At 34.8% G+C, this 18,139-nt stretch carries 18 protein-coding genes; 8 read left to right on the top strand and 10 right to left on the bottom strand.

Annotated elements, in window-relative coordinates; all coding sequences use genetic code 11:
- Window positions 1-111: 111 nt before the first annotated feature.
- Entirely contained in the window at window positions 112-696 is a 585-nt protein-coding gene (locus EG339_RS11700; RefSeq protein WP_123870258.1) for a hypothetical protein, read from the top strand.
- A gap of 434 nt (window positions 697-1,130) precedes the next feature.
- Here EG339_RS11700 and EG339_RS11695 read toward each other — a convergent pair whose 3' ends face one another.
- Window positions 1,131-2,408, bottom strand: a complete 1,278-nt coding sequence (locus tag EG339_RS11695) for a hypothetical protein (protein WP_123870257.1) — start codon at window positions 2,406-2,408, stop codon at window positions 1,131-1,133.
- A 945-nt stretch (window positions 2,409-3,353) separates the two neighbouring features.
- Here EG339_RS11695 and EG339_RS24260 point away from each other — a divergent pair.
- Window positions 3,354-3,794 carry a helix-turn-helix domain-containing protein gene (locus tag EG339_RS24260; RefSeq protein WP_164465451.1) on the top strand — a complete coding sequence of 147 codons (441 nt, stop codon included), beginning with the start codon at window positions 3,354-3,356 and terminating at the stop codon, window positions 3,792-3,794.
- Between the two features lie 210 nt (window positions 3,795-4,004).
- On the opposite strand, the gene EG339_RS11685 is transcribed toward EG339_RS24260, so the two are convergent.
- On the bottom strand, window positions 4,005-5,594 hold the full coding sequence (locus EG339_RS11685) for an ABC-F family ATP-binding cassette domain-containing protein (protein ID WP_123870255.1): 1,590 nt from the start codon (window positions 5,592-5,594) through the stop codon (window positions 4,005-4,007).
- Window positions 5,595-5,790: 196 nt separating this feature from the next.
- On the opposite strand from EG339_RS11685, the gene EG339_RS11680 reads away from it, so the two are divergent.
- The 6 genes from EG339_RS11680 (at window position 5,791) to EG339_RS11660 (ending at window position 10,172) form a co-directional block, all read left to right on the top strand.
- Entirely contained in the window at window positions 5,791-6,345 is a 555-nt protein-coding gene (locus EG339_RS11680) for a phosphoribosyltransferase (protein ID WP_123870254.1), read from the top strand.
- 124 nt (window positions 6,346-6,469) lie between these two features.
- Complete coding sequence (locus EG339_RS11675) at window positions 6,470-7,048, top strand: adenylate kinase (protein WP_066698685.1); 579 nt, start codon at window positions 6,470-6,472, stop codon at window positions 7,046-7,048.
- Between the two features lie 61 nt (window positions 7,049-7,109).
- Window positions 7,110-8,093: a GTPase ObgE gene (gene obgE / locus EG339_RS11670; protein ID WP_123870253.1), complete on the top strand. Its 984-nt coding sequence runs from the start codon at window positions 7,110-7,112 to the stop codon at window positions 8,091-8,093.
- Window positions 8,086-8,430 carry a hypothetical protein gene (locus EG339_RS11665; RefSeq protein ID WP_123870252.1) on the top strand — a complete coding sequence of 115 codons (345 nt, stop codon included), beginning with the start codon at window positions 8,086-8,088 and terminating at the stop codon, window positions 8,428-8,430. Before obgE ends, EG339_RS11665 begins: the two co-directional genes overlap by 8 nt.
- A gap of 61 nt (window positions 8,431-8,491) precedes the next feature.
- Window positions 8,492-8,614: a DUF6438 domain-containing protein gene (locus EG339_RS24770; protein ID WP_378113316.1), complete on the top strand. Its 123-nt coding sequence runs from the start codon at window positions 8,492-8,494 to the stop codon at window positions 8,612-8,614.
- Window positions 8,615-8,858: 244 nt separating this feature from the next.
- The gene (locus EG339_RS11660; protein WP_123870251.1) at window positions 8,859-10,172 is read left to right on the top strand and encodes a DEAD/DEAH box helicase; all 1,314 of its coding nucleotides are present in this window, start codon (window positions 8,859-8,861) and stop codon (window positions 10,170-10,172) included.
- A 40-nt stretch (window positions 10,173-10,212) separates the two neighbouring features.
- On the opposite strand, the gene EG339_RS11655 is transcribed toward EG339_RS11660, so the two are convergent.
- The 8 genes from EG339_RS11655 to EG339_RS11620 all read right to left on the bottom strand — a co-directional run bounded on the left by EG339_RS11655 (window position 10,213) and on the right by EG339_RS11620 (window position 17,913).
- Complete coding sequence (locus EG339_RS11655; protein ID WP_123870250.1) at window positions 10,213-10,983, bottom strand: TatD family hydrolase; 771 nt, start codon at window positions 10,981-10,983, stop codon at window positions 10,213-10,215.
- A gap of 5 nt (window positions 10,984-10,988) precedes the next feature.
- Window positions 10,989-11,510, bottom strand: a complete 522-nt coding sequence (locus tag EG339_RS11650; RefSeq protein WP_123870249.1) for a DUF4269 domain-containing protein — start codon at window positions 11,508-11,510, stop codon at window positions 10,989-10,991.
- On the bottom strand, window positions 11,507-12,460 hold the full coding sequence (locus tag EG339_RS11645) for a GSCFA domain-containing protein (RefSeq protein ID WP_123870248.1): 954 nt from the start codon (window positions 12,458-12,460) through the stop codon (window positions 11,507-11,509). Before EG339_RS11645 ends, EG339_RS11650 begins: the two co-directional genes overlap by 4 nt.
- Window positions 12,461-12,574: 114 nt before the next feature.
- Window positions 12,575-13,186 carry a hypothetical protein gene (locus tag EG339_RS11640; protein ID WP_164466434.1) on the bottom strand — a complete coding sequence of 204 codons (612 nt, stop codon included), beginning with the start codon at window positions 13,184-13,186 and terminating at the stop codon, window positions 12,575-12,577.
- A gap of 1 nt (window position 13,187) precedes the next feature.
- A complete protein-coding gene (locus tag EG339_RS11635; RefSeq protein ID WP_123870246.1) occupies window positions 13,188-14,159 on the bottom strand; it encodes a polyprenyl synthetase family protein in 972 nt (323 codons plus the stop codon).
- 103 nt (window positions 14,160-14,262) lie between these two features.
- Window positions 14,263-15,405: an inorganic phosphate transporter gene (locus EG339_RS11630; RefSeq protein WP_123870245.1), complete on the bottom strand. Its 1,143-nt coding sequence runs from the start codon at window positions 15,403-15,405 to the stop codon at window positions 14,263-14,265.
- Between the two features lie 23 nt (window positions 15,406-15,428).
- Entirely contained in the window at window positions 15,429-16,067 is a 639-nt protein-coding gene (locus EG339_RS11625) for a DUF47 domain-containing protein (RefSeq protein WP_066698712.1), read from the bottom strand.
- A gap of 151 nt (window positions 16,068-16,218) precedes the next feature.
- A complete protein-coding gene (locus tag EG339_RS11620; RefSeq protein ID WP_123870244.1) occupies window positions 16,219-17,913 on the bottom strand; it encodes a DEAD/DEAH box helicase in 1,695 nt (564 codons plus the stop codon).
- Window positions 17,914-18,139 lie beyond the last annotated feature (226 nt).

Genomic DNA, 18,139 nt, shown 5'->3' with positions numbered 1-18,139 from the left:
ATTTATTTTGGGGTTGGGGTGAAAATCATGAGGTTGGATATCATTTCATTGCTATATTTTTCCTTTCACCTCTATACAAAATGAATTATATTTACTATAAAAATTACACAAATGAAAATTAAAGTTTGGGCTCTACTTTTAATAGTTCCTATTTTTTCCCTGAAAGCTCAAAATAAAAATAAGACTCATGATTACTTAAATATACCAGATCCCATTAAATTGAATCTAAAAGAATATAATCTCGTTTGGAGTTCACATCCTAATGACAATTATTTCAAACAGGAATATTTAAGTTCAGATGAAGATATAGATAAGTATAACAGCATGGTTTTAATTGAATTTATAAAAGGCGATTTTAATCTTAAAGATGTTATTGATCAAAAGGTAGCTGAACTTCAGGAAATAAAGAAAAGCAACCCGATTGTTAATTATGAGATTTTTGAAAGTAACAACGGAGAATATATTTTGGACTTTCTTGTTAGTAAAAATTCAAAAGACGGACAAAAGATACTCATTGCAGAAAGAAATATTTACCGTTACATCCTTATCAAAAATAAAGGTGTACTTCTTTTTGCCTTAAGTGAAAGAGGATATGAGAAAAACATGGAGGATTTTTTTAAAGATCTAAAAGCTAATTCTTTTAAATTAGTTGAGTTTGTTGGAATTTATAAACTGCCTGACATTGAGATAAAGTAATATCCATTCAGTTATTTATGGGCTGTCATAAAACTCATCATTATTGGCTTGTATTATAAATAATAAAAAAAGAGATTATTTCCATAGATATAAAATAATCTCTTTACATTAAATCTCTCTAAACTCTGTTAAAAATAGAGAAAAGTTTTTCCATTTTGTAACCGTATTCGGTTTAGCTTAAAATGGATTGCCAATTGGCTATTATTACACTTGTGTTTCTTTTGATAATCTGATTTATATAAGATCAGTGACTTGGCTAAATACATAAATTATTGAAAAACAAACAATAAACTCGCTGTGCATTTAAGAAGAATTGTAATTTAATGAGAATATGATGAATGATTTTACTTATAAGGCATTATATCGCCTATATAAGCAGAAACCGAATTTTAAGTAGACTAAATTCAAAATGCACAACGGTTTATAGCTTAATCCTATTTTAATCTTTGTACAGAGATTGCTACTTTTCTGATGTCATCTGTTAAGGTGGTTGTATTGTTATTATCTACAACAGGGAAATAGGTAGCTCTGTACCAATGGTTATTTACCCATACATCAACCGTTTCAATTTCAATCACATCTCCTCTGGTAGTCGCAAGGCTTGATGGAGTACTGCTTGTAGTTGAATTTAGCCCAACCCCGTCATATATACCATCATCTAAATTGATAAACTGCCCGTTCGCTAAATATATATTAGCTTCATTGTAATTCTGCAAAGAGGAAAAAGCGGACCAGGTTACCATCATATTGCTTCCTGATACATTTACCATACGTGGAATTCCCGAGATAGAACCGTAAGTTCCTGTAGGTGTAATAGCATAATAATCGAATCTTATCCCATCAATGATTGGAACCTGATTGGTTGAAGTCTGATAATTACTCAAATAATTATCTGCCACAGAGGTTGCTGCATTTGCTCCACCTGAACCTACATTACCCGGCATTTGTCCGTACCAATATCTTGCCTGTCCCTGTGATAATCCGCCGCCTACTTGCGCATCACAGGTTTGCCCTCCGATATTTAAAGCGAAATGAGCTATATTGGGACTTGTTGCATTTGGTGTTCCTGATACGGTATATGTTACAGTTCCTGAACCCACAGCAAAACTTCCCGCAGATAGAGTCGCAGTAAGACCAGTAACCCCTGTTGAAGTAATGGTCTGTGCAGGATAAATTCCTCCGTTACCTCCGGTATATGCTACGCTCATAGTCCCATTATAAGGAGTTCCGTTAGCATAATTATCAGGTGTAAGCGCTACCTGGTCACAAAGTATTGCTCCGATTGTTCCCGGGGCAAGAGAACTGCCACTAAATGTTCTCCATTCTGTACCGTTCCAGAAAACATATCCTACATAAGTAAGTGCTGCAGTACCGGTATTAAAAACTAATAAGCCAGTTGCCGGTGAAGGAATTGTAGTGTTATCTGTATTAGATATGAGTGCTACTCTCGGGGCAAGTAACCCTTTGCTGACCGAGGTAATATCCAACATTGCAGAAGGGTCCGGAAGGGTTGTTCCAATCCCTACGCTTCCATCGGCTCTTACAGCAAAATCATCTGTTTGCTGGGCAGCAGTTGGCACCCCTGTTGCTGCGTTGTTTTTTCCTCCATCTACATTAAATATTCCCTGGGGATTTTGGGTATTAATGCCTACCTGCGAGAAAGCTAACGAACAAAAAGAGAGCAGTCCCAATAGTGATAATTTTTTTTTCATTTTGTTAATTTTAAATATTTTATTTTTTCTCTTTTGTATTTCTGTATAGCCAAACTCTTTTCAATATTTGAAAAAAAATAACAGGTTAATTATGATTGCTCCTGAGGGTTTAGACCCCAAATTTTTCCCTTTCATTGAATTCTATGACTTCAAAAAAACTACCATCAAGCCTTATTTTTGTTTTTACCAAAAATTTAAATTTTAATTAGTAAATCTGCATCCAGATTATATAACTTTGCAGCATAATGCAATGATTGGATTGTTTTTTTCAAAGATAGATATTGATAAAACAGGTTATATCTCTATTTAAATGAAATATCAACAAATCATTTATTTAACACAAATATTTAATTTTCAACAACTTACATAAGTCATATTCAATAAATAACTAGTAACAGTAAAATCATGATTAATATTGTCTATAAAAAAGGGATAGAAATAGAAAAAAGAAACTTAGTTATCAACTATATGAGGTCGATGATAGCTGCACTGATATTGTATATAATCCTATTTAAACTCTTCATTCCTGATCGTTTTATAGTAAAATACGCACTTGTCGGATTCGTTTTGACTTCAAGTATATTACTAATCATAAAAAAAAATAATAATATTTCAGTACTGGTAAGGCTTTACATGTTTATAGCTCCATTATATTCTCTTTTTTTACTGATTATTTTTTGGAAATATACAATAGTGAATATTACATGGTTTCTTCCGATACCTCTGGCTGCTCATATTTTTCTTACTAAAAAAGATGTGTATTTATACAGCATTTATATAATCATCCTGATATCTATTGCAATTGCCATCAATGGTGTTGTTCAATTTAACATGAGAAATTATTCCCGCAATGAGATCGTTATATCAGATCTTCTGGTATATACGGTAAATTTATGGGTGATTGTTTTATTACTGTATTATCGGGAAAAAATAAAAAAAATAGAAATGTTTAATATATTAGAGCTATTAAACAGTAATCAGATCCCTACTGTAAAAAACTATAAAGAAATATCACTTGATGACCAGTTACTTGAAGGGTTATTTATCAAAATTGATGAAGAAATTAAAGTGAAAGAGCTTTTTAAAGATTCCGATTTCAGCCTTTCCAAATTATCTGCCGTTGTAGGAGTAAATCCTTCCTACATATCTAAAGCAATTCATTATAATAACTATAATAATTTTAATCATTATATCAATACATTAAGAATAGAGTATATCAAAAATAAAATGAGCAACGTGGATCTGAAAAAAGTTACTTTACTCTATATTTATTCAGATGCCGGATTTTCTAATCAATCTACATTTAACCGCTGTTTTAAACAAATACAAGGAGTCACACCCCGAGAGTATATTAATTCTATCAATAAGATTTCTGAAAGTAATTAAGGCTTATACAATCTTAACATGACAGTGATCTTCCCCTACTATTAATTGTTTTTAATAATTTATGAAAGTATACAAACTGAAATGTTATTCATCTGCTCCAATACAATATTTAATTTGACTGGACATTATCCAAAATTAAATAATTATCATTCCACAGAAACCTTTTGGATTTCTGCGGAATGACAAACAGGACGAAATCTTCATTATTTTTTACCCTAATGAAACCTCACTACTCACCCCAATCTCCTCCAGAAAAATTACATCATGGGAAATCACCAATAAAGTTCCATGATAATCTTTGATGGAACTGGTAAGAATTTCCACATTCTGTAAATCCAGGTTATTGGTTGGTTCATCCAGGATTATCATATCAGGGGCTTTATTACTGACGGAAAGCCCGCACAGAAGCAGCCTCAGCCTTTCTCCACCGCTTAAAGCCGCACATTTTTTATCCCATGTATGCTTACTGAATAAAAACCTTGACAGCAATGTCTTCACTTCTGATTCTTGTAAAACGCTATCATTAAATGTTTGTACAAAATCATACAAGGTCTGTTCATTATCAATTAATGAATATTCCTGGTCAATATAAATACTATTGAATTCAGCAATGTTGATGTTTCCTACAGAAGGCTGTATCTTTCCCAGCAAAAGTTTGATAAGGGTTGTTTTTCCTGAACCATTGGATCCTTTAATGGAGATCCTGTCTCCACTTCTTATTTCAATATCGAGATTTTCTTTCCAGATTTTGTCTTCACCGTAGCTAAAGTTAATATCCTTTGCTGTAATTAAAACCTTTCCGGAATGTAAACCGGAATCGTTGAAATTTACTTTCATCTGATCTGAATTCCTGACAGAGGAACGTAAGTATCTTAAATCTCCCGAAATTCCACTGATTTTTTCAGCATGTACACTTTTCAGTCTTGAGGTATTTTTTTCGGCATTATTCCGAAGAGTATTCATCATAATTCTGGCTACTCCGGACTTTTCCTGTTTCTGTTTTCCTCTGGCATCAAGCTTCTGTTTACGTTCTATGGTTTCACGTTCCTTCTCTTTTGCTTTTTTCAATGCCCGTTCTTTCGCATGAATATCATTCTGTAAAGCTTCATCTTCAATTTCTTTCTGTTCAGCATAAAAGTCGTAATTTCCGCCATATGCAGCAATTCCCTGATTGCTTAATTCAAAAATCGTATCTACAAGATTAAGTAATACCCTGTCATGGCTTACGATCACAACGGTAGCACTGATCTTTTCAATAAGGTCGTAAAGCAATTTTCTTCCTTCCAGATCAAGATGATTGGTAGGTTCATCCAAAAGAATAATATTGGGTTGATTAATCTGAATTCCAGCAAGGAACACTTTGGTCTTTTGCCCACCGCTTAATCCTTCCAGTTTTTGGTTTAAATCAAAATCCTGGAGATTCCAATACTGTAATGTATTCTGGCAGCGTTCTTCAATATCCCAATCGTCATTCAAAGTTTCAAAATAATGTTCATCCACTTCCCCACTCGTAATTTTTTCAAGGGCTAAAAGCTTTTGATCGATGTTCAGGCACTCTGCGATGGTTAAATGATTAAAATTTCCGAATATTTGAGGCACATAGAAAATTTCACCCTGGATATTTACAGTTCCTTCCAGTGGCTGTAGTTTGTTTGCTATGATCTTCAGCAGGGTTGATTTTCCCATGCCGTTGCTTCCTGCCAAAGCTGATTGGGTATGAGATGGTATTGTTAAATTGATATGATTGAAAAGGAGATCCCCTCCCGGAAACCCAAAGGATATATTTTGCAGTAAAATCATGATTTCTTTCTTAATAAAGGTTAAACACCGGTAACTCTTTGGTTACCGCTTCATTGAATCTGAAAGAAATTATATCCTACATGTCTGTATTTATGGGTTTTGAAAGAACAAATATAGCACAAATCCATGATTAAACACAAAAAGATTTTAATGAAAAATCAAAAATCCGTAACTTTGCCTCCTACTAAAAATTTTTATGGAAAGTATTAAAGTTCACGACAAAACTTTCGTTCCTTATTTAAAGGATGCCGAAATTCAGGAAATTGTAAAAGAGACAGCATTAAGAATTTATGAAGATTACAAAGACGAAGTTCCTGTTTTCATTGGTGTTTTGAATGGGGTTATCATGTTCTTCTCAGATCTTTTAAAATATTATCCTGGGGAATGCGAAATCGCTTTCCTTCAAATGAGTTCTTACGTAGGAACTGAATCTACAGGGATTGTTTACCAGAAAATGGAACTTACAAAAGATGTGAAAGACCGTCACATTATTCTTGTAGAAGACATCGTTGATACAGGAAATACAGTTGAAAGTCTTTTCAAATATTTCCAGGAAACACAACGTCCCAGATCTGTAAAATTAGCAAGTTTCTTATTGAAACCTGAGGTTTACAAGAAAGATTTCAAACTGGATTATATTGGAAAAGAGATTCCAAATAAATTTGTTCTCGGGTATGGATTGGATTATGATGAATTGGGAAGAAACCTACCTAATCTGTACCAATTAGAAGAAGGACAAATCAATCATTAAAATGCCTATAGCTATTAGCTACTGGCTTTTAGCTTTAAATATTAAATCGAAATAAAGTAAAATATTAACTAAATAAAGCTAAAAGCAAGAAGCAGCAGCCAATTGCCGGAAGCGAAACAACATTATGATAAACATTGTTCTGTTCGGCCCTCCAGGAAGTGGAAAAGGAACACAAGCTCAGAATCTAATCGAGAAATTCAATCTAAAGCAGATTTCAACAGGTGATCTTTTCAGATACAATATGAAAAATGACACTGAACTTGGAAAACTAGCTAAGTCTTACATCGATAAGGGAGAATTGGTTCCGGATCAGGTAACGACAGATATGCTGATTGATGAGATCAGAAAGCCTACCGATACCAATGGTTTTATCTTTGATGGATATCCAAGAACTACTGCTCAGACAGAAGCATTGGAAAAAATCGTTAAAGAGGAGCTTAATGATGAGATTGATATCTGTCTTTCATTAATTGTAGAAGATAAAATTTTGGTAGAAAGACTTCTGAAAAGAGGAGAAACCAGCGGTAGATCAGACGACAGCAATGTTGAGATCATCGAAAACAGAATTAAAGAATATTATACTAAAACAGCAGAAGTAGCCGAACTTTATAAGCAGCAGGGTAAGTATGTTGAAGTAAACGGTGTGGGAGAAATTGATGAGATTGCCCAGAAACTTTTTGCTGAAGTTGAAAAAATTAAATAATCGAGATTCGGGATACGGGATTCGTATTTTCCCGTAGCTCGCAACTCGTAACAAATACTATATGTCTAACTTTGTAGATTACGTAAAGATCCATTGTAAAAGCGGACACGGAGGTGCTGGTTCTGCCCACCTTCGCCGTGAAAAGTATATTCCTAAAGGGGGTCCCGATGGTGGTGACGGAGGCCGTGGCGGCCACGTTATCATGAGAGGAAATGCTCAGGAATGGACTTTACTTCCGCTTCGATACACCCGCCATATTAAAGCAGAGCGTGGTGAAAACGGAGCAAAAAACCAGCTGACCGGTGCTGACGGCTCTGATATTTATATTGATGTTCCCATCGGAACTATCGCTAAAAATGAAGATGGAGAAATTATCGGTGAGATCCTTGAAGACAAACAGGAAATTATCTTAATGGAAGGTGGAAAAGGTGGAAAAGGAAATGAACACTTCAAATCCTCTACCAACCAGACTCCAAGATATGCCCAGCCAGGAATGGATGGGCAGGAAGGATATGTGGTCTTTGAGCTTAAAATTTTAGCTGATGTAGGATTGGTTGGGTTTCCAAATGCAGGAAAATCTACTCTTCTGGCTTCTGTTTCTGCGGCAAAACCTAAAATTGCCAACTATGCCTTCACAACTTTAACTCCTAACCTTGGTATCGTGGATTACAGAAATTACAAATCATTTGTAATGGCTGATATTCCGGGAATCATTGAAGGTGCAGCAGAAGGAAAAGGATTGGGACACCGATTCCTGAGACATATTGAAAGAAACTCTATCCTGTTGTTTTTAATTCCTGCAGATTCTGAAGATCACTTCCAGGAGTTTAAAATTCTGGAAAATGAATTAAAGGAATACAATCCTGAACTTTTAGATAAAGACTTTATTATTTCCGTTTCAAAATCGGATCTTCTGGATGATGAACTGAAAAAAGAAATTGCTGCTGAATTCCCAGAGAATAAACAGCCTTTATTCTTTTCAGGAGTTACAGGAGAAGGTCTTACAGAATTAAAGGATGCTATCTGGAAACAACTACATGGGTAAAAGAATAATTACCGTTTTACTTTTTGTAATTCATCAGTATTACTTCTCACAAAGTAACACATCAAAAATAGACAGCCTCGGAACCATTTCCGAGGTTGAGTCTTTTATAAGATCCTGTTCTAAAAGCAAGGATGATTTCCTCTCTGAATTTACATTGAAAACGATTGAAGATTTTGATGATAAAATTATTTCTTCAAAAATTAAGCTTAAAGCAAAAGCCCTAGGGGTTGATGGCAAAACTGATCTTCTTTTTATAGGTGATAATAAAAGCTGCGTACAATCTTCTATAGAACCCCAAAAAGAAATTTCCTGTGATACAAGTGTAAATGTAATTTGACCAAGACCCGGAAGCAAAAACAAAGGCTTTAAAAAATTTAAATAAAGGTAAAAAAGAAGGCATCTTTAAAAGCAAAATAAAAATATCTGATTTTAATACAATTGAAGAGTTACTCAATTACATTAATTTTTCAAAGTTAAAAGATTTCTATTCGGTATCTTCAACAGATAATCCAACTTCATAAGTAACCATAACATATGGCAATGGAAAAACAAAAAAGATCCAGGATTATGAATTAGTGTGCACTTATGGATTAAAAAAACTTTATGATTTGTTATTTGATTTAAGATTAATCAGGACTGGAAAAGGATAGAATAATATCTTTGAAGATTCCATAATAAAATTCTTAAAAATATTTAGAGTACCTTTGCAGGATGTAATTCTTTCAGACAGAGGGAATTTTTATTTAAAATTTTAAAATAATTCATTTGAATTTTACAGACTTAAACTTAATAGAACCTATTGCCAAGGCAATTCAGGAACAGGGATATACCACTCCAACACCCATTCAGGAAAGATCTATTCCTGAAATTTTACAAGGCAGAGACTTTTTAGGCTGTGCACAAACCGGAACAGGAAAAACAGCAGCTTTTGCTATTCCCATACTGCAGAACCTATCTAAAAATAAGATACCTAACAAAAATATTAAAGCTTTAATCCTTACGCCTACAAGAGAATTGGCTATTCAGATTGAAGAAAATATTCATGCTTATGGTAAATATCTTCCCTTAAAAGAACTTGTTATTTTCGGTGGGGTTAAACAGGGAAATCAGGAAGCTGCACTAAAAAAAGGGGTTGACATTTTGGTTGCCACACCAGGAAGGCTTCTTGACTTCATTGCCCAAGGCATCATCAGCTTAAAAAATCTTGAAATATTTGTTCTTGATGAAGCAGACAGGATGCTTGATATGGGATTTGTGCATGATGTAAAAAGAATCATCAAGCTTTTGCCACAAAAAAGGCAGACATTATTCTTCTCTGCAACGATGCCGGGAGAAATCCAGAAACTTGCTAATTCTATCCTGAACAATCCTGTAAAGGTAGAAGTTACGCCTGTGTCCTCTACCGCTGATACTATTCAGCAATCTGTTTATTTTGTAGAAAAAGAAAACAAACTGAATCTGTTATCCCATATTCTTCAAAATGATATTTCAGATTCTGTATTGGTATTTGCCAGAACAAAACACGGTGCCGATAAAATTGCCAGAAAGCTTCAGAAAGATAATATCTCTGCAGAAGCTATTCATGGAAACAAATCTCAGAATGCAAGACAGAATGCCCTTAATAACTTTAAATCAGGAAAAACAAGGGTTCTTGTAGCTACTGATATTGCTGCAAGAGGAATTGACATTGATGAACTAAAATTTGTCATCAATTTTGAACTGTCTGATGTTTCTGAAACTTATGTACACAGAATAGGAAGAACAGGCAGAGCCGGCGCAGAAGGAACTTCCATTTCTTTTGTTGACGGATTGGATCTTCTTAATCTGAAGAATACAGAAAAGCTGATTGGAAAGAAAATCCCTGTGATCAAAAACCATCCGTTCCATACAGATGATCTTGTAGTACAGAAAAGAGATTCTAATAATAAACCGGTTCCTGCAGGTGCCGAGAGATCACAGAAACCGAGTAACAGCTCCAGACCTAATAACAACAGAAACAAAAAGAAACCAAAACCTTCTGAAACTCCTTCTACTGGATTTAAAAAGCCAAAGAATAAGAATTTTACCAGAAAAAAATAAAAAATTCCTCTCATTTTTTGAGAGGAATTTTCTTTACTTATCATTTAATACTGATAAACATTTTTCTTGCGTTCTCAGTGGTAATTCTATCGATTTCAGAAAATTCTTTACCATAAATATCCACCAGTTTTCCGGCTACAAGATCAAGGTATGAACTTTCATTTCTTTTTCCTCTGTGAGGAACAGGTGCCAGATAAGGAGAATCTGTTTCTAATACAATTTTGTCTAAAGGAACTTCGCTCAAAAACTGGTCTATTTTGCCATTTTTAAAGGTCACTACTCCACCAATTCCTAAAATAAAGTTCAGGTCAATGGCATGCTGCGCCTGCTCCAGATTCCCGGAAAAACAATGAAAGATCCCTCTTAATTTCGGGTGCTTTTTTCTTTCCAATACCTCGAATGTTTCATCAAAGCTTTCTCTGGTATGGATTACAATCGGAAGATCTTTTTCTATGGCCCAATCAATCTGCTGCTCAAAAGCTTTTACCTGGATATCTAAAGTTGTTTTATCCCAGTACAGATCAATCCCGATCTCTCCTATCGCAGGAAAATGTCTGTGGTCTAAATAATTTTTAACAATCTCCAGCTCTTTTTCCCAGGATTCCGGCTTTACATAGCAAGGATGAAGTCCCATCATTGAAAAAACCTGTCCCGGATATTCTTTTTCCAGCTCCAGCATTTTCTCATGGGATTCCGAATCAATAGCGGGGAGATAAAATTCCGAAATTCCTTTGTCTAAAGCCCTTTGTATAGCTTCTTTTCTGTCTTCATCAAATTCTTCTGCGTATAAATGGGTATGTGTATCAATCATTTTATTTACAATTTCAATAGGTCTTCATAAGGGTTTTCAAGTCCCAGTAACCTTCCGAAAGCCGGTTCTGTTTTCATTCCCTGTTTTTTAAGCTCTATTATTTTATTTTTAAACTCTTCTCCTTTTTCCTGTAATATTTTGTGTTCAGCAACCATATGAAGATAAGCGTTCTGCTGGACCGTTGGCTTATTCTGTCCGAAAATTTCAATAGGAAGTCCTTCGAGCATAAAGTTTAACGTAATGCATCTTTCTCCGTTTATGATGGGATATTCCATTTCCACACCGTAAGGAATAAAATTACTGAACATTAAATCATTGATAAACTTTTCTTTATATCTTAAATCTACCTCAAAAATAAGATCCAGGTCACTTCCTTCTATATCAATTTCAATAGGTATAGTTCCTGCTAAAATTGGTGAATAATATTTTAACTTTTCAAAAATACGATGTTTTGTAAGAACTTCGTAAGCTCTTATCTGTCTTTCGTTCCCCTTTTTCAGATAGTCAATCCTAGTAAAATCAATCATTTGAAAATGGTATGCTTTACTTTTTTCCGTTGATTTTCTATTCTTTGATCCAATTTTTCTCTGAACTCTATAAATTTAGGATCTTTTACATCATTAGTTCTGTGTTCCAAAGCTCTCATAATCTTAAAGTTTTCCTTGATAAATTCCTTGGTCTCATCTGAAAAATATGAATCCCCAAACTTATCAAAAATATAATTAACAGCCTGAGTACTTGGGTGTATCATATCTTCTTTGTAGAAGCGGTAATCTCTGAGGTCATCCATCAAAATCTCATAAACCGGCAAATAATGGCAGTCTTCAAATAAAGAAATAGATTCATGAATAGCTGTAATTAACTTAGATTTACTCAACTGGTTTTCAACCATTCCATCTTTGGTATGCCTCACCGGAGAAACAGAAAATAAAATCTGAACTCCTTCCTTACATATATCTTTTAGTTCCAGAATGGTATTGTATATAGAGCCTGTAAGCTCCTGGTGTGATAATAATCTCTTCTCAAAGAATTTCTGTGGAATTTTATGACAGTTTGCTACCAGTTTTTGCTTTGGAAGAAACTCATAAATAAAGGAGGATCCGTAGGTAATAATGATCCAGTCGGCCTCCTGAAGGAAAGCATTTCCTGATTCAATAGCCTCATTAATCTTGTCTAATGTCTGATGAATATATCTTGTATCAAAACTGGTGTGGTGATCTAAAGAAATATATTCTTCATTATAGATAATCAACTCATCTTCTGTATAAAACTCCGAATCATGAAGTCTTTTTACCGCATTGTTGATGGAAAACGGATTAAATATTGTTCCAAAGGGATTATTGAGAGTTTGAAGCTGTCCGTCTTTCAATAATTCTGTCATTTCTGAGGCAAAACAGGATCCGATTGAAAATATCCGGTCTTCAATTTCTATTTTTTTCTCCGATTTCGATATATCAACTTCTGTTCTGAACTTCATTGTGCAGGTCCCTGGTAGTAGGTAATAGGTTGCCCGGAAACCATTTTTACCCGCAGCCTATTATTATTGTTATCTATATTTTATTTTTCTTTTTCAGGTTTATTTTATTGGCTATTATCCGATATTTTCAAGTTCTTTGTATCTTTTAAAAACAGTTTCAAAATGTCTTTTTGTGGCTTCGTTTTCATATAAATACAGATCATACAGTAAAATCGGAAACAGAAGTGGAATATGCTGATCGGTATATGTTCCGCTTTTCATCACATCCTTCCAGTTTGCTCCAAAATGTTCCCTGAAGGAACGGATAAACCCTGATTGAACATTATAAGCTGCTGTTTGTCCTAAAAATTTCGGAAGCGCATTAATGTATACAGATCTACTAAGCAGTTCCCTTATCTGCCTGTCTTTTCTTGTATAAGAATCAAACAGGAAATACACCAGCAAATTAATCGCCAGCACCACCAATAAAAGCTTTTCAAACGGCATTTCGTCATAATCCGATCCCTTCAAGTATTTAATGAAAAGATAGAATACTGAAATCATGATAAAGTAAACCTTCACCGCCTGTTTCCAATATAAATCTACCTCCATTGTTCGGCCGGTATCTTTAAAGATGTAAAAGCTCTGTACCGGAATTAACGGAATTCCCACTATCACAAATCTAGTCCCCAATCCCTGGTTCTTAAATTTACGATAGGTGCGGATTACATAATGCCCAATGATCATCTTAACTCTCTCTTCTTAAAAGATAGTTCGCCAACTCAATGAATGGTTTTTTCTTTTCGTCCGGAATATCAATTTTCTGAAGGTAGCTCTGCCCGATCTCGTTGTGTTTTTCGATCAGACGAAGTGCTTTTTCATCCACTTTTGTTCTTCTGAAGATCTTTTCAACTCCGTAGATCTTATCAATATTTTCTGTTTTTTTAGAATACCAGTAATCCAGTTCCTTTCTTTCTTCATCTGTGGCATGTTCTCTTGCCAGCAGGTACAGAACTGTTTTCTTATTTTCATAGATATCTCCGGCATGTTTTTTACCAAACTGCGCCTGATCACCGAATACATCAAGATAATCATCCATAATCTGGAATGCGATACCGATATGTTTCCCGAAGTTGAAGATCGCTTTGGCATCCTTAAAGTCCGCTTTTGCAATCAGGGCTCCAATCTCAAAAGAAGAAGCACTTAATACTCCTGTTTTATAAGTAATCATTCTGATATAATCATCAAAAGTCACATTTTCCTGTGTTTCGAAATTAATATCATATTGCTGTCCTTCACATAAAAGAAGTCCTGTATGGGTAAATATTCTGATACAAGCTTTGAAAATTTCCGGTTCAAGATCTTCAAAGAATTTATATGCTTTAAGCATTAATCCGTCTCCGGAAAGAATTCCCACATTGATACCGTGTAAAGTGTGGATCGTAGGTTTATTTCTTCTTAAAGGGGCTTCATCCATAATATCATCATGGATCAGGGTGAAGTTATGGAAAAATTCTATTGCCAAAGCGGGTTTTATTGCCTGCTTCAGGTCTCCGCCAAACAGATCACAGGCCATCAGCACCATAATGGGACGAAGACGTTTTCCACCATGGGAAATAATATAATTCATCGGCTCATATAACTCTGTAGGCTTATCCTTAAAAGTGTACTTATTGATGGCGTCCCCAACAATCTGCTGGTATCTGTCTAAAAATTCCATAAAATCTTATAATTTGAACAAAAATACAATTTTTCGGGGCTTTATAAAACAAAAAACTTTGCCCAAACGGACAAAGTTTATATGATAATTGTGATTTTTTATCTTAAGAAAAGAAAGTTACAATAAGATAAGTGATACCAGCTACTAAAGCTGAAATCGGAATAGTTAATACCCAAGCCCAAAGTAAGCTTACTGTAATACCCCATCTTACCGCTGAAACTCTTTTCGTTAATCCTACCCCAATGATAGAACCTGTAATGGTGTGTGTTGTAGATACAGGGATACCAAAGTGATCTGTGATGAATAAAGTAATTGCTCCTGCAGTTTCTGCACTTACCCCTTCTAATGAAGTTACTTTAGTGATCTTGGTTCCCATTGTTTTGATAATCTTCCAACCACCACTCATTGTTCCTAATGCAATGGCAATAAAGGAAACCAAAGGTACCCAGATATAATGCTGTGCAAAGTAGTCAAAACGTTCCGCAGAAGGAATATTCAAATATTGTACATCCTGAAGCATATTTACGTGATAATAAATTACTGCAGCTCCAATGATCCCCATTACTTTCTGAGCATCATTCAAACCGTGTCCTAAGCTGAATAAAGCTGAAGAAGCTAACTGAAGTCTTTTGAAAGACTGGTCTGCTTTGTGCGGGTTTGATCTTTTATAAAGGTGTATAATTATCAGTGTAATGATAACAGAAATAACCATCCCTATGATTGGTGCCATGAAAATGAACAGGAAAATAGGAATTACTTTATCAAACTTTACAACACTCTGGTGTGTTACCTGACTTAAGGCTTCTTTAGCCGTACCCCAGAACCCAAGTCCTGGCTGTGCTGCTGCCACATCATGGTAGTCCATCATAAAAGCATGCATTAATGCTGCCCCCAGGAACCCTCCAATCAGGGTGTGTGATGATGAGGAAGGAATTCCAAACCACCATGTCAAAAGATTCCAGGCAATGGCTGCCACCAAACCGGAAAATATAACTTCAAGCGTGATAAAGTTCTCATTAACTGTTTTGGCAATTGTATTACCAATTTTGAATTCTCCAATAATGTAAGCAGCAATAAAGAACGCTGCAAAGTTCCAAAGTGCCGCCCAAAGTACAGCCTGGAATGGAGTTAAAACTTTTGTAGATACGATAGTTGCAATCGAGTTGGCTGCATCATGGAAACCATTGATATAATCAAAAATTAACGCCAACGCAATAATAACTACAAGTAAAATCGGAAATTCCATTTTTTGCTATGTATTGTTATCTTTTAGGCGTATTTAATCATGATGTTCTCAATTGTATTGGCAACATCTTCTGCTTTATCTGTTACGATTTCAAGATAGTTCAATACCGATGAAACTTTAATAATGTTAATTGCATCATTCGTTTCAAATAAATCTACCATTGAGTTAGAAAGCAGGTCATCTGCAATATTTTCAATAGAGTTTACTTTAATACAAGCTTCTTTCACCTGCTCCATATTCTTGAACCCTTTAAGGTTTTTCATGGCATTCTGTATTTCAAGACATGCTTTGTGGATCAGCAGAGAGAAATCTGAATAAGCTTTCATCTCAGGAGATTTGTATAAGAAGATATATTTTGTAGAAGCATAGATATAGTCAGCGATATCATCTAATCCTGTTGCCAATGTGTGAATATCTTCACGGTCAAAAGGAGTAATGAAATTTTTCCCCAGTTCTACGAAGATTTCGTGAGTAAGCTCGTCATTCTTATGCTCGAAGTCACTCATTTTTTTCAGCATTGAATCGTCATTAAGATCGAAATCCTTAATTCCAGCGTTGAATTCTTCAGACATTGCAACTAGGTTTTCAGTTACCTTCTCAAAAAGTACAAAGAAGATTTTATCTTTTGGTTGAAAAGCGTGGAAAATATTACCAATTCCCATTTTTTAGTATTTATAATTCGTGTGCAAATTTCTTAAAAAAGGATTGTACCTGAAACTATATAACATTAAGTTTTGTTAACATTCGCTTATGCGCTGATTACCAAATAAAAAAACCGGCATTACTGCCGGTTTTGTATGGTATAGAAAGAGATTAGTTAGCTACTTCAGCTCTCATATCTTTTCCTTTAAATTTCATAGATTGAATGTTACTTAAAACATTGTCTTTGAATGATTTTTCAACTTCAAAGAAAGAGAATTTCTCAAGAATCTCGATATCTCCGATTTCAGCTCTTTTCTTGGTTTTTCCACCAGCAGTAGCCTTATTGATAATATCTAAAACATCAAGTTTCTTTAAATGGTCTTTCTTACCAAGATTGAAGAAGAATCTTACCATGTTTTCATCTTTTCTTCTTGGTTTTCCACCACGATCTCTGTCTCTTCGATCTCCTCTATCTCTGTCGCGACCTCTATCTCTGTCTCTATCACGTCCACGGTCTCTTCTTGAGTAATCATCATCTCTGCTGCTTAACTTCTGCTCAACAAGATCGTGTTTGTCTTTGTAATATAACGCAAGATCTTTCAGTTGGAATTGTAACAGCTGATGTACTAATTCTTCTTTTGTGAAGTTGCTTAGATCCGGGATTAAGCTATCATCAAATTCGAAAAGATCTTCGTGTTCTGTGAAAAGTTTTTCAAAAACACCTCCAACCTGAGCCTTAATAATCTGGTCTCCTGTAGGAATTGTTCTTTCGTGGATTTCAATTTTAGTAGCAGATTTGATCTGTTTCAGCTTTCTGCTTTCTTCGGGCTTAATTAAAGCCATTGAAATACCGTCTTTACCAGCTCTACCTGTTCTTCCGCTTCTGTGAACAAATACTTCAGGATCATCAGGTAAAGAGAAATGGATAACGTGAGTAAGAGAGTTTACATCTAATCCTCTTGCTGCAACGTCTGTTGCTACAAGGATATCGATATTTTTCAATCTGAATTTCTTCATAACCGTATCTCTCTGCGCCTGAGAAAGGTCTCCGTGAAGGGCATCAGCTGCATAACCGTTCTGCATTAAGAAATCTGCAACCTCCTGAGTTTCCATTCTTGTTCTGCAGAAAATGATGGAATACTGGTTAGGGTTAGCATCAATTAATCTTTTTAATGCTTCTTTTTTCTGACGGTATCCTACCACATAGTATTCGTGGGTAATGTTCTTCTTCACTTCATTGATAGAACCTACTGAAATACGGTGTGGTTTTGTAAGATAGTTTTTGGAAATCCTTTCCACTTCTTTATTCATCGTAGCCGAGAATAAGAAAGTTTGTTTCGTTTCCGGGGTTTCGCTTAGAATGGTTTCCAATTCATCCTTGAATCCCATAGAAAGCATTTCATCAGCTTCGTCTAATACTAACCAATGAATCGCAGAAAAGTCTAATGCTTTTCTGTTGATAAGGTCAATTACCCTACCTGGCGTTCCCACAATAATCTGTGGTTTCTCTTTTAAAGATCTCATTTGCTCTACAATACTGCTTCCACCATAAACTGCAGTAGTTTTGATGTTCATGTATTTAGAGTAATTCTTTATGTCTTTAGAAATCTGAAGACATAATTCCCGTGTCGGACAAAGCACCAATAATTGGATTTTGCGACTCGTATCGTCAATCATATCCAAAATCGGAAGCGAAAACGCTGCTGTTTTGCCTGTCCCTGTCTGCGCAAGTGCGATCAAATCGCGAATATCTGAAAGAATAAAAGGGATAGTCTGTTTTTGGATTTCTGTTGGGCTTTCGTAACCCAGTTCGCCAATTGCCTTAAGGATATCAGGACTTAAATTGGTTTCCGTAAATAAATTCATTAACTATTTTAAAATTTTTGCAAAGATACAATAAATATTTGATTTGTTTTTGAATAAATTTTTAAATATGCAAACTTAAATTCACAATCCTTTAATATATCTTCGATTTTTAGAAAATTAAATATAAAAAAATATGCTTCAAATTAAAAAATTATTAAATATTATTTTTTTTTATTAAATTGGATTGATTTTTTCCGTGTTATTTATGAATTTTCGAAAATAATAC

Origin of the sequence: Chryseobacterium bernardetii (genome assembly GCF_003815975.1) — a bacterium.
In the GTDB taxonomy this organism is placed as follows: domain Bacteria; phylum Bacteroidota; class Bacteroidia; order Flavobacteriales; family Weeksellaceae; genus Chryseobacterium; species Chryseobacterium bernardetii.
This window is presented reverse-complemented; position numbering and strand designations above follow the sequence as displayed.

What these genes read in the sequence shown, in the direction of transcription:
- EG339_RS11700 (WP_123870258.1), top strand. Translation starts at nt 112, where the DNA reads ATGAAAATTAAAGTTTGGGCTCTACTTTTAATAGTTCCTATTTTTTCC.
- EG339_RS11695 (WP_123870257.1), bottom strand. Translation starts at nt 2,408, where the DNA reads ATGAAAAAAAAATTATCACTATTGGGACTGCTCTCTTTTTGTTCGTTA.
- EG339_RS24260 (WP_164465451.1), top strand. Translation starts at nt 3,354, where the DNA reads ATGTTTAATATATTAGAGCTATTAAACAGTAATCAGATCCCTACTGTA.
- EG339_RS11685 (WP_123870255.1), bottom strand. Translation starts at nt 5,594, where the DNA reads ATGATTTTACTGCAAAATATATCCTTTGGGTTTCCGGGAGGGGATCTC.
- EG339_RS11680 (WP_123870254.1), top strand. Translation starts at nt 5,791, where the DNA reads ATGGAAAGTATTAAAGTTCACGACAAAACTTTCGTTCCTTATTTAAAG.
- EG339_RS11675 (WP_066698685.1), top strand. Translation starts at nt 6,470, where the DNA reads ATGATAAACATTGTTCTGTTCGGCCCTCCAGGAAGTGGAAAAGGAACA.
- obgE (WP_123870253.1), top strand. Translation starts at nt 7,110, where the DNA reads ATGTCTAACTTTGTAGATTACGTAAAGATCCATTGTAAAAGCGGACAC.
- EG339_RS11665 (WP_123870252.1), top strand. Translation starts at nt 8,086, where the DNA reads ATGGGTAAAAGAATAATTACCGTTTTACTTTTTGTAATTCATCAGTAT.
- EG339_RS11655 (WP_123870250.1), bottom strand. Translation starts at nt 10,983, where the DNA reads ATGATTGATACACATACCCATTTATACGCAGAAGAATTTGATGAAGAC.
- EG339_RS11650 (WP_123870249.1), bottom strand. Translation starts at nt 11,510, where the DNA reads ATGATTGATTTTACTAGGATTGACTATCTGAAAAAGGGGAACGAAAGA.
- EG339_RS11645 (WP_123870248.1), bottom strand. Translation starts at nt 12,460, where the DNA reads ATGAAGTTCAGAACAGAAGTTGATATATCGAAATCGGAGAAAAAAATA.
- EG339_RS11640 (WP_164466434.1), bottom strand. Translation starts at nt 13,186, where the DNA reads ATGATCATTGGGCATTATGTAATCCGCACCTATCGTAAATTTAAGAAC.
- EG339_RS11635 (WP_123870246.1), bottom strand. Translation starts at nt 14,159, where the DNA reads ATGGAATTTTTAGACAGATACCAGCAGATTGTTGGGGACGCCATCAAT.
- EG339_RS11630 (WP_123870245.1), bottom strand. Translation starts at nt 15,405, where the DNA reads ATGGAATTTCCGATTTTACTTGTAGTTATTATTGCGTTGGCGTTAATT.
- EG339_RS11625 (WP_066698712.1), bottom strand. Translation starts at nt 16,067, where the DNA reads ATGGGAATTGGTAATATTTTCCACGCTTTTCAACCAAAAGATAAAATC.
- EG339_RS11620 (WP_123870244.1), bottom strand. Translation starts at nt 17,913, where the DNA reads ATGAATTTATTTACGGAAACCAATTTAAGTCCTGATATCCTTAAGGCA.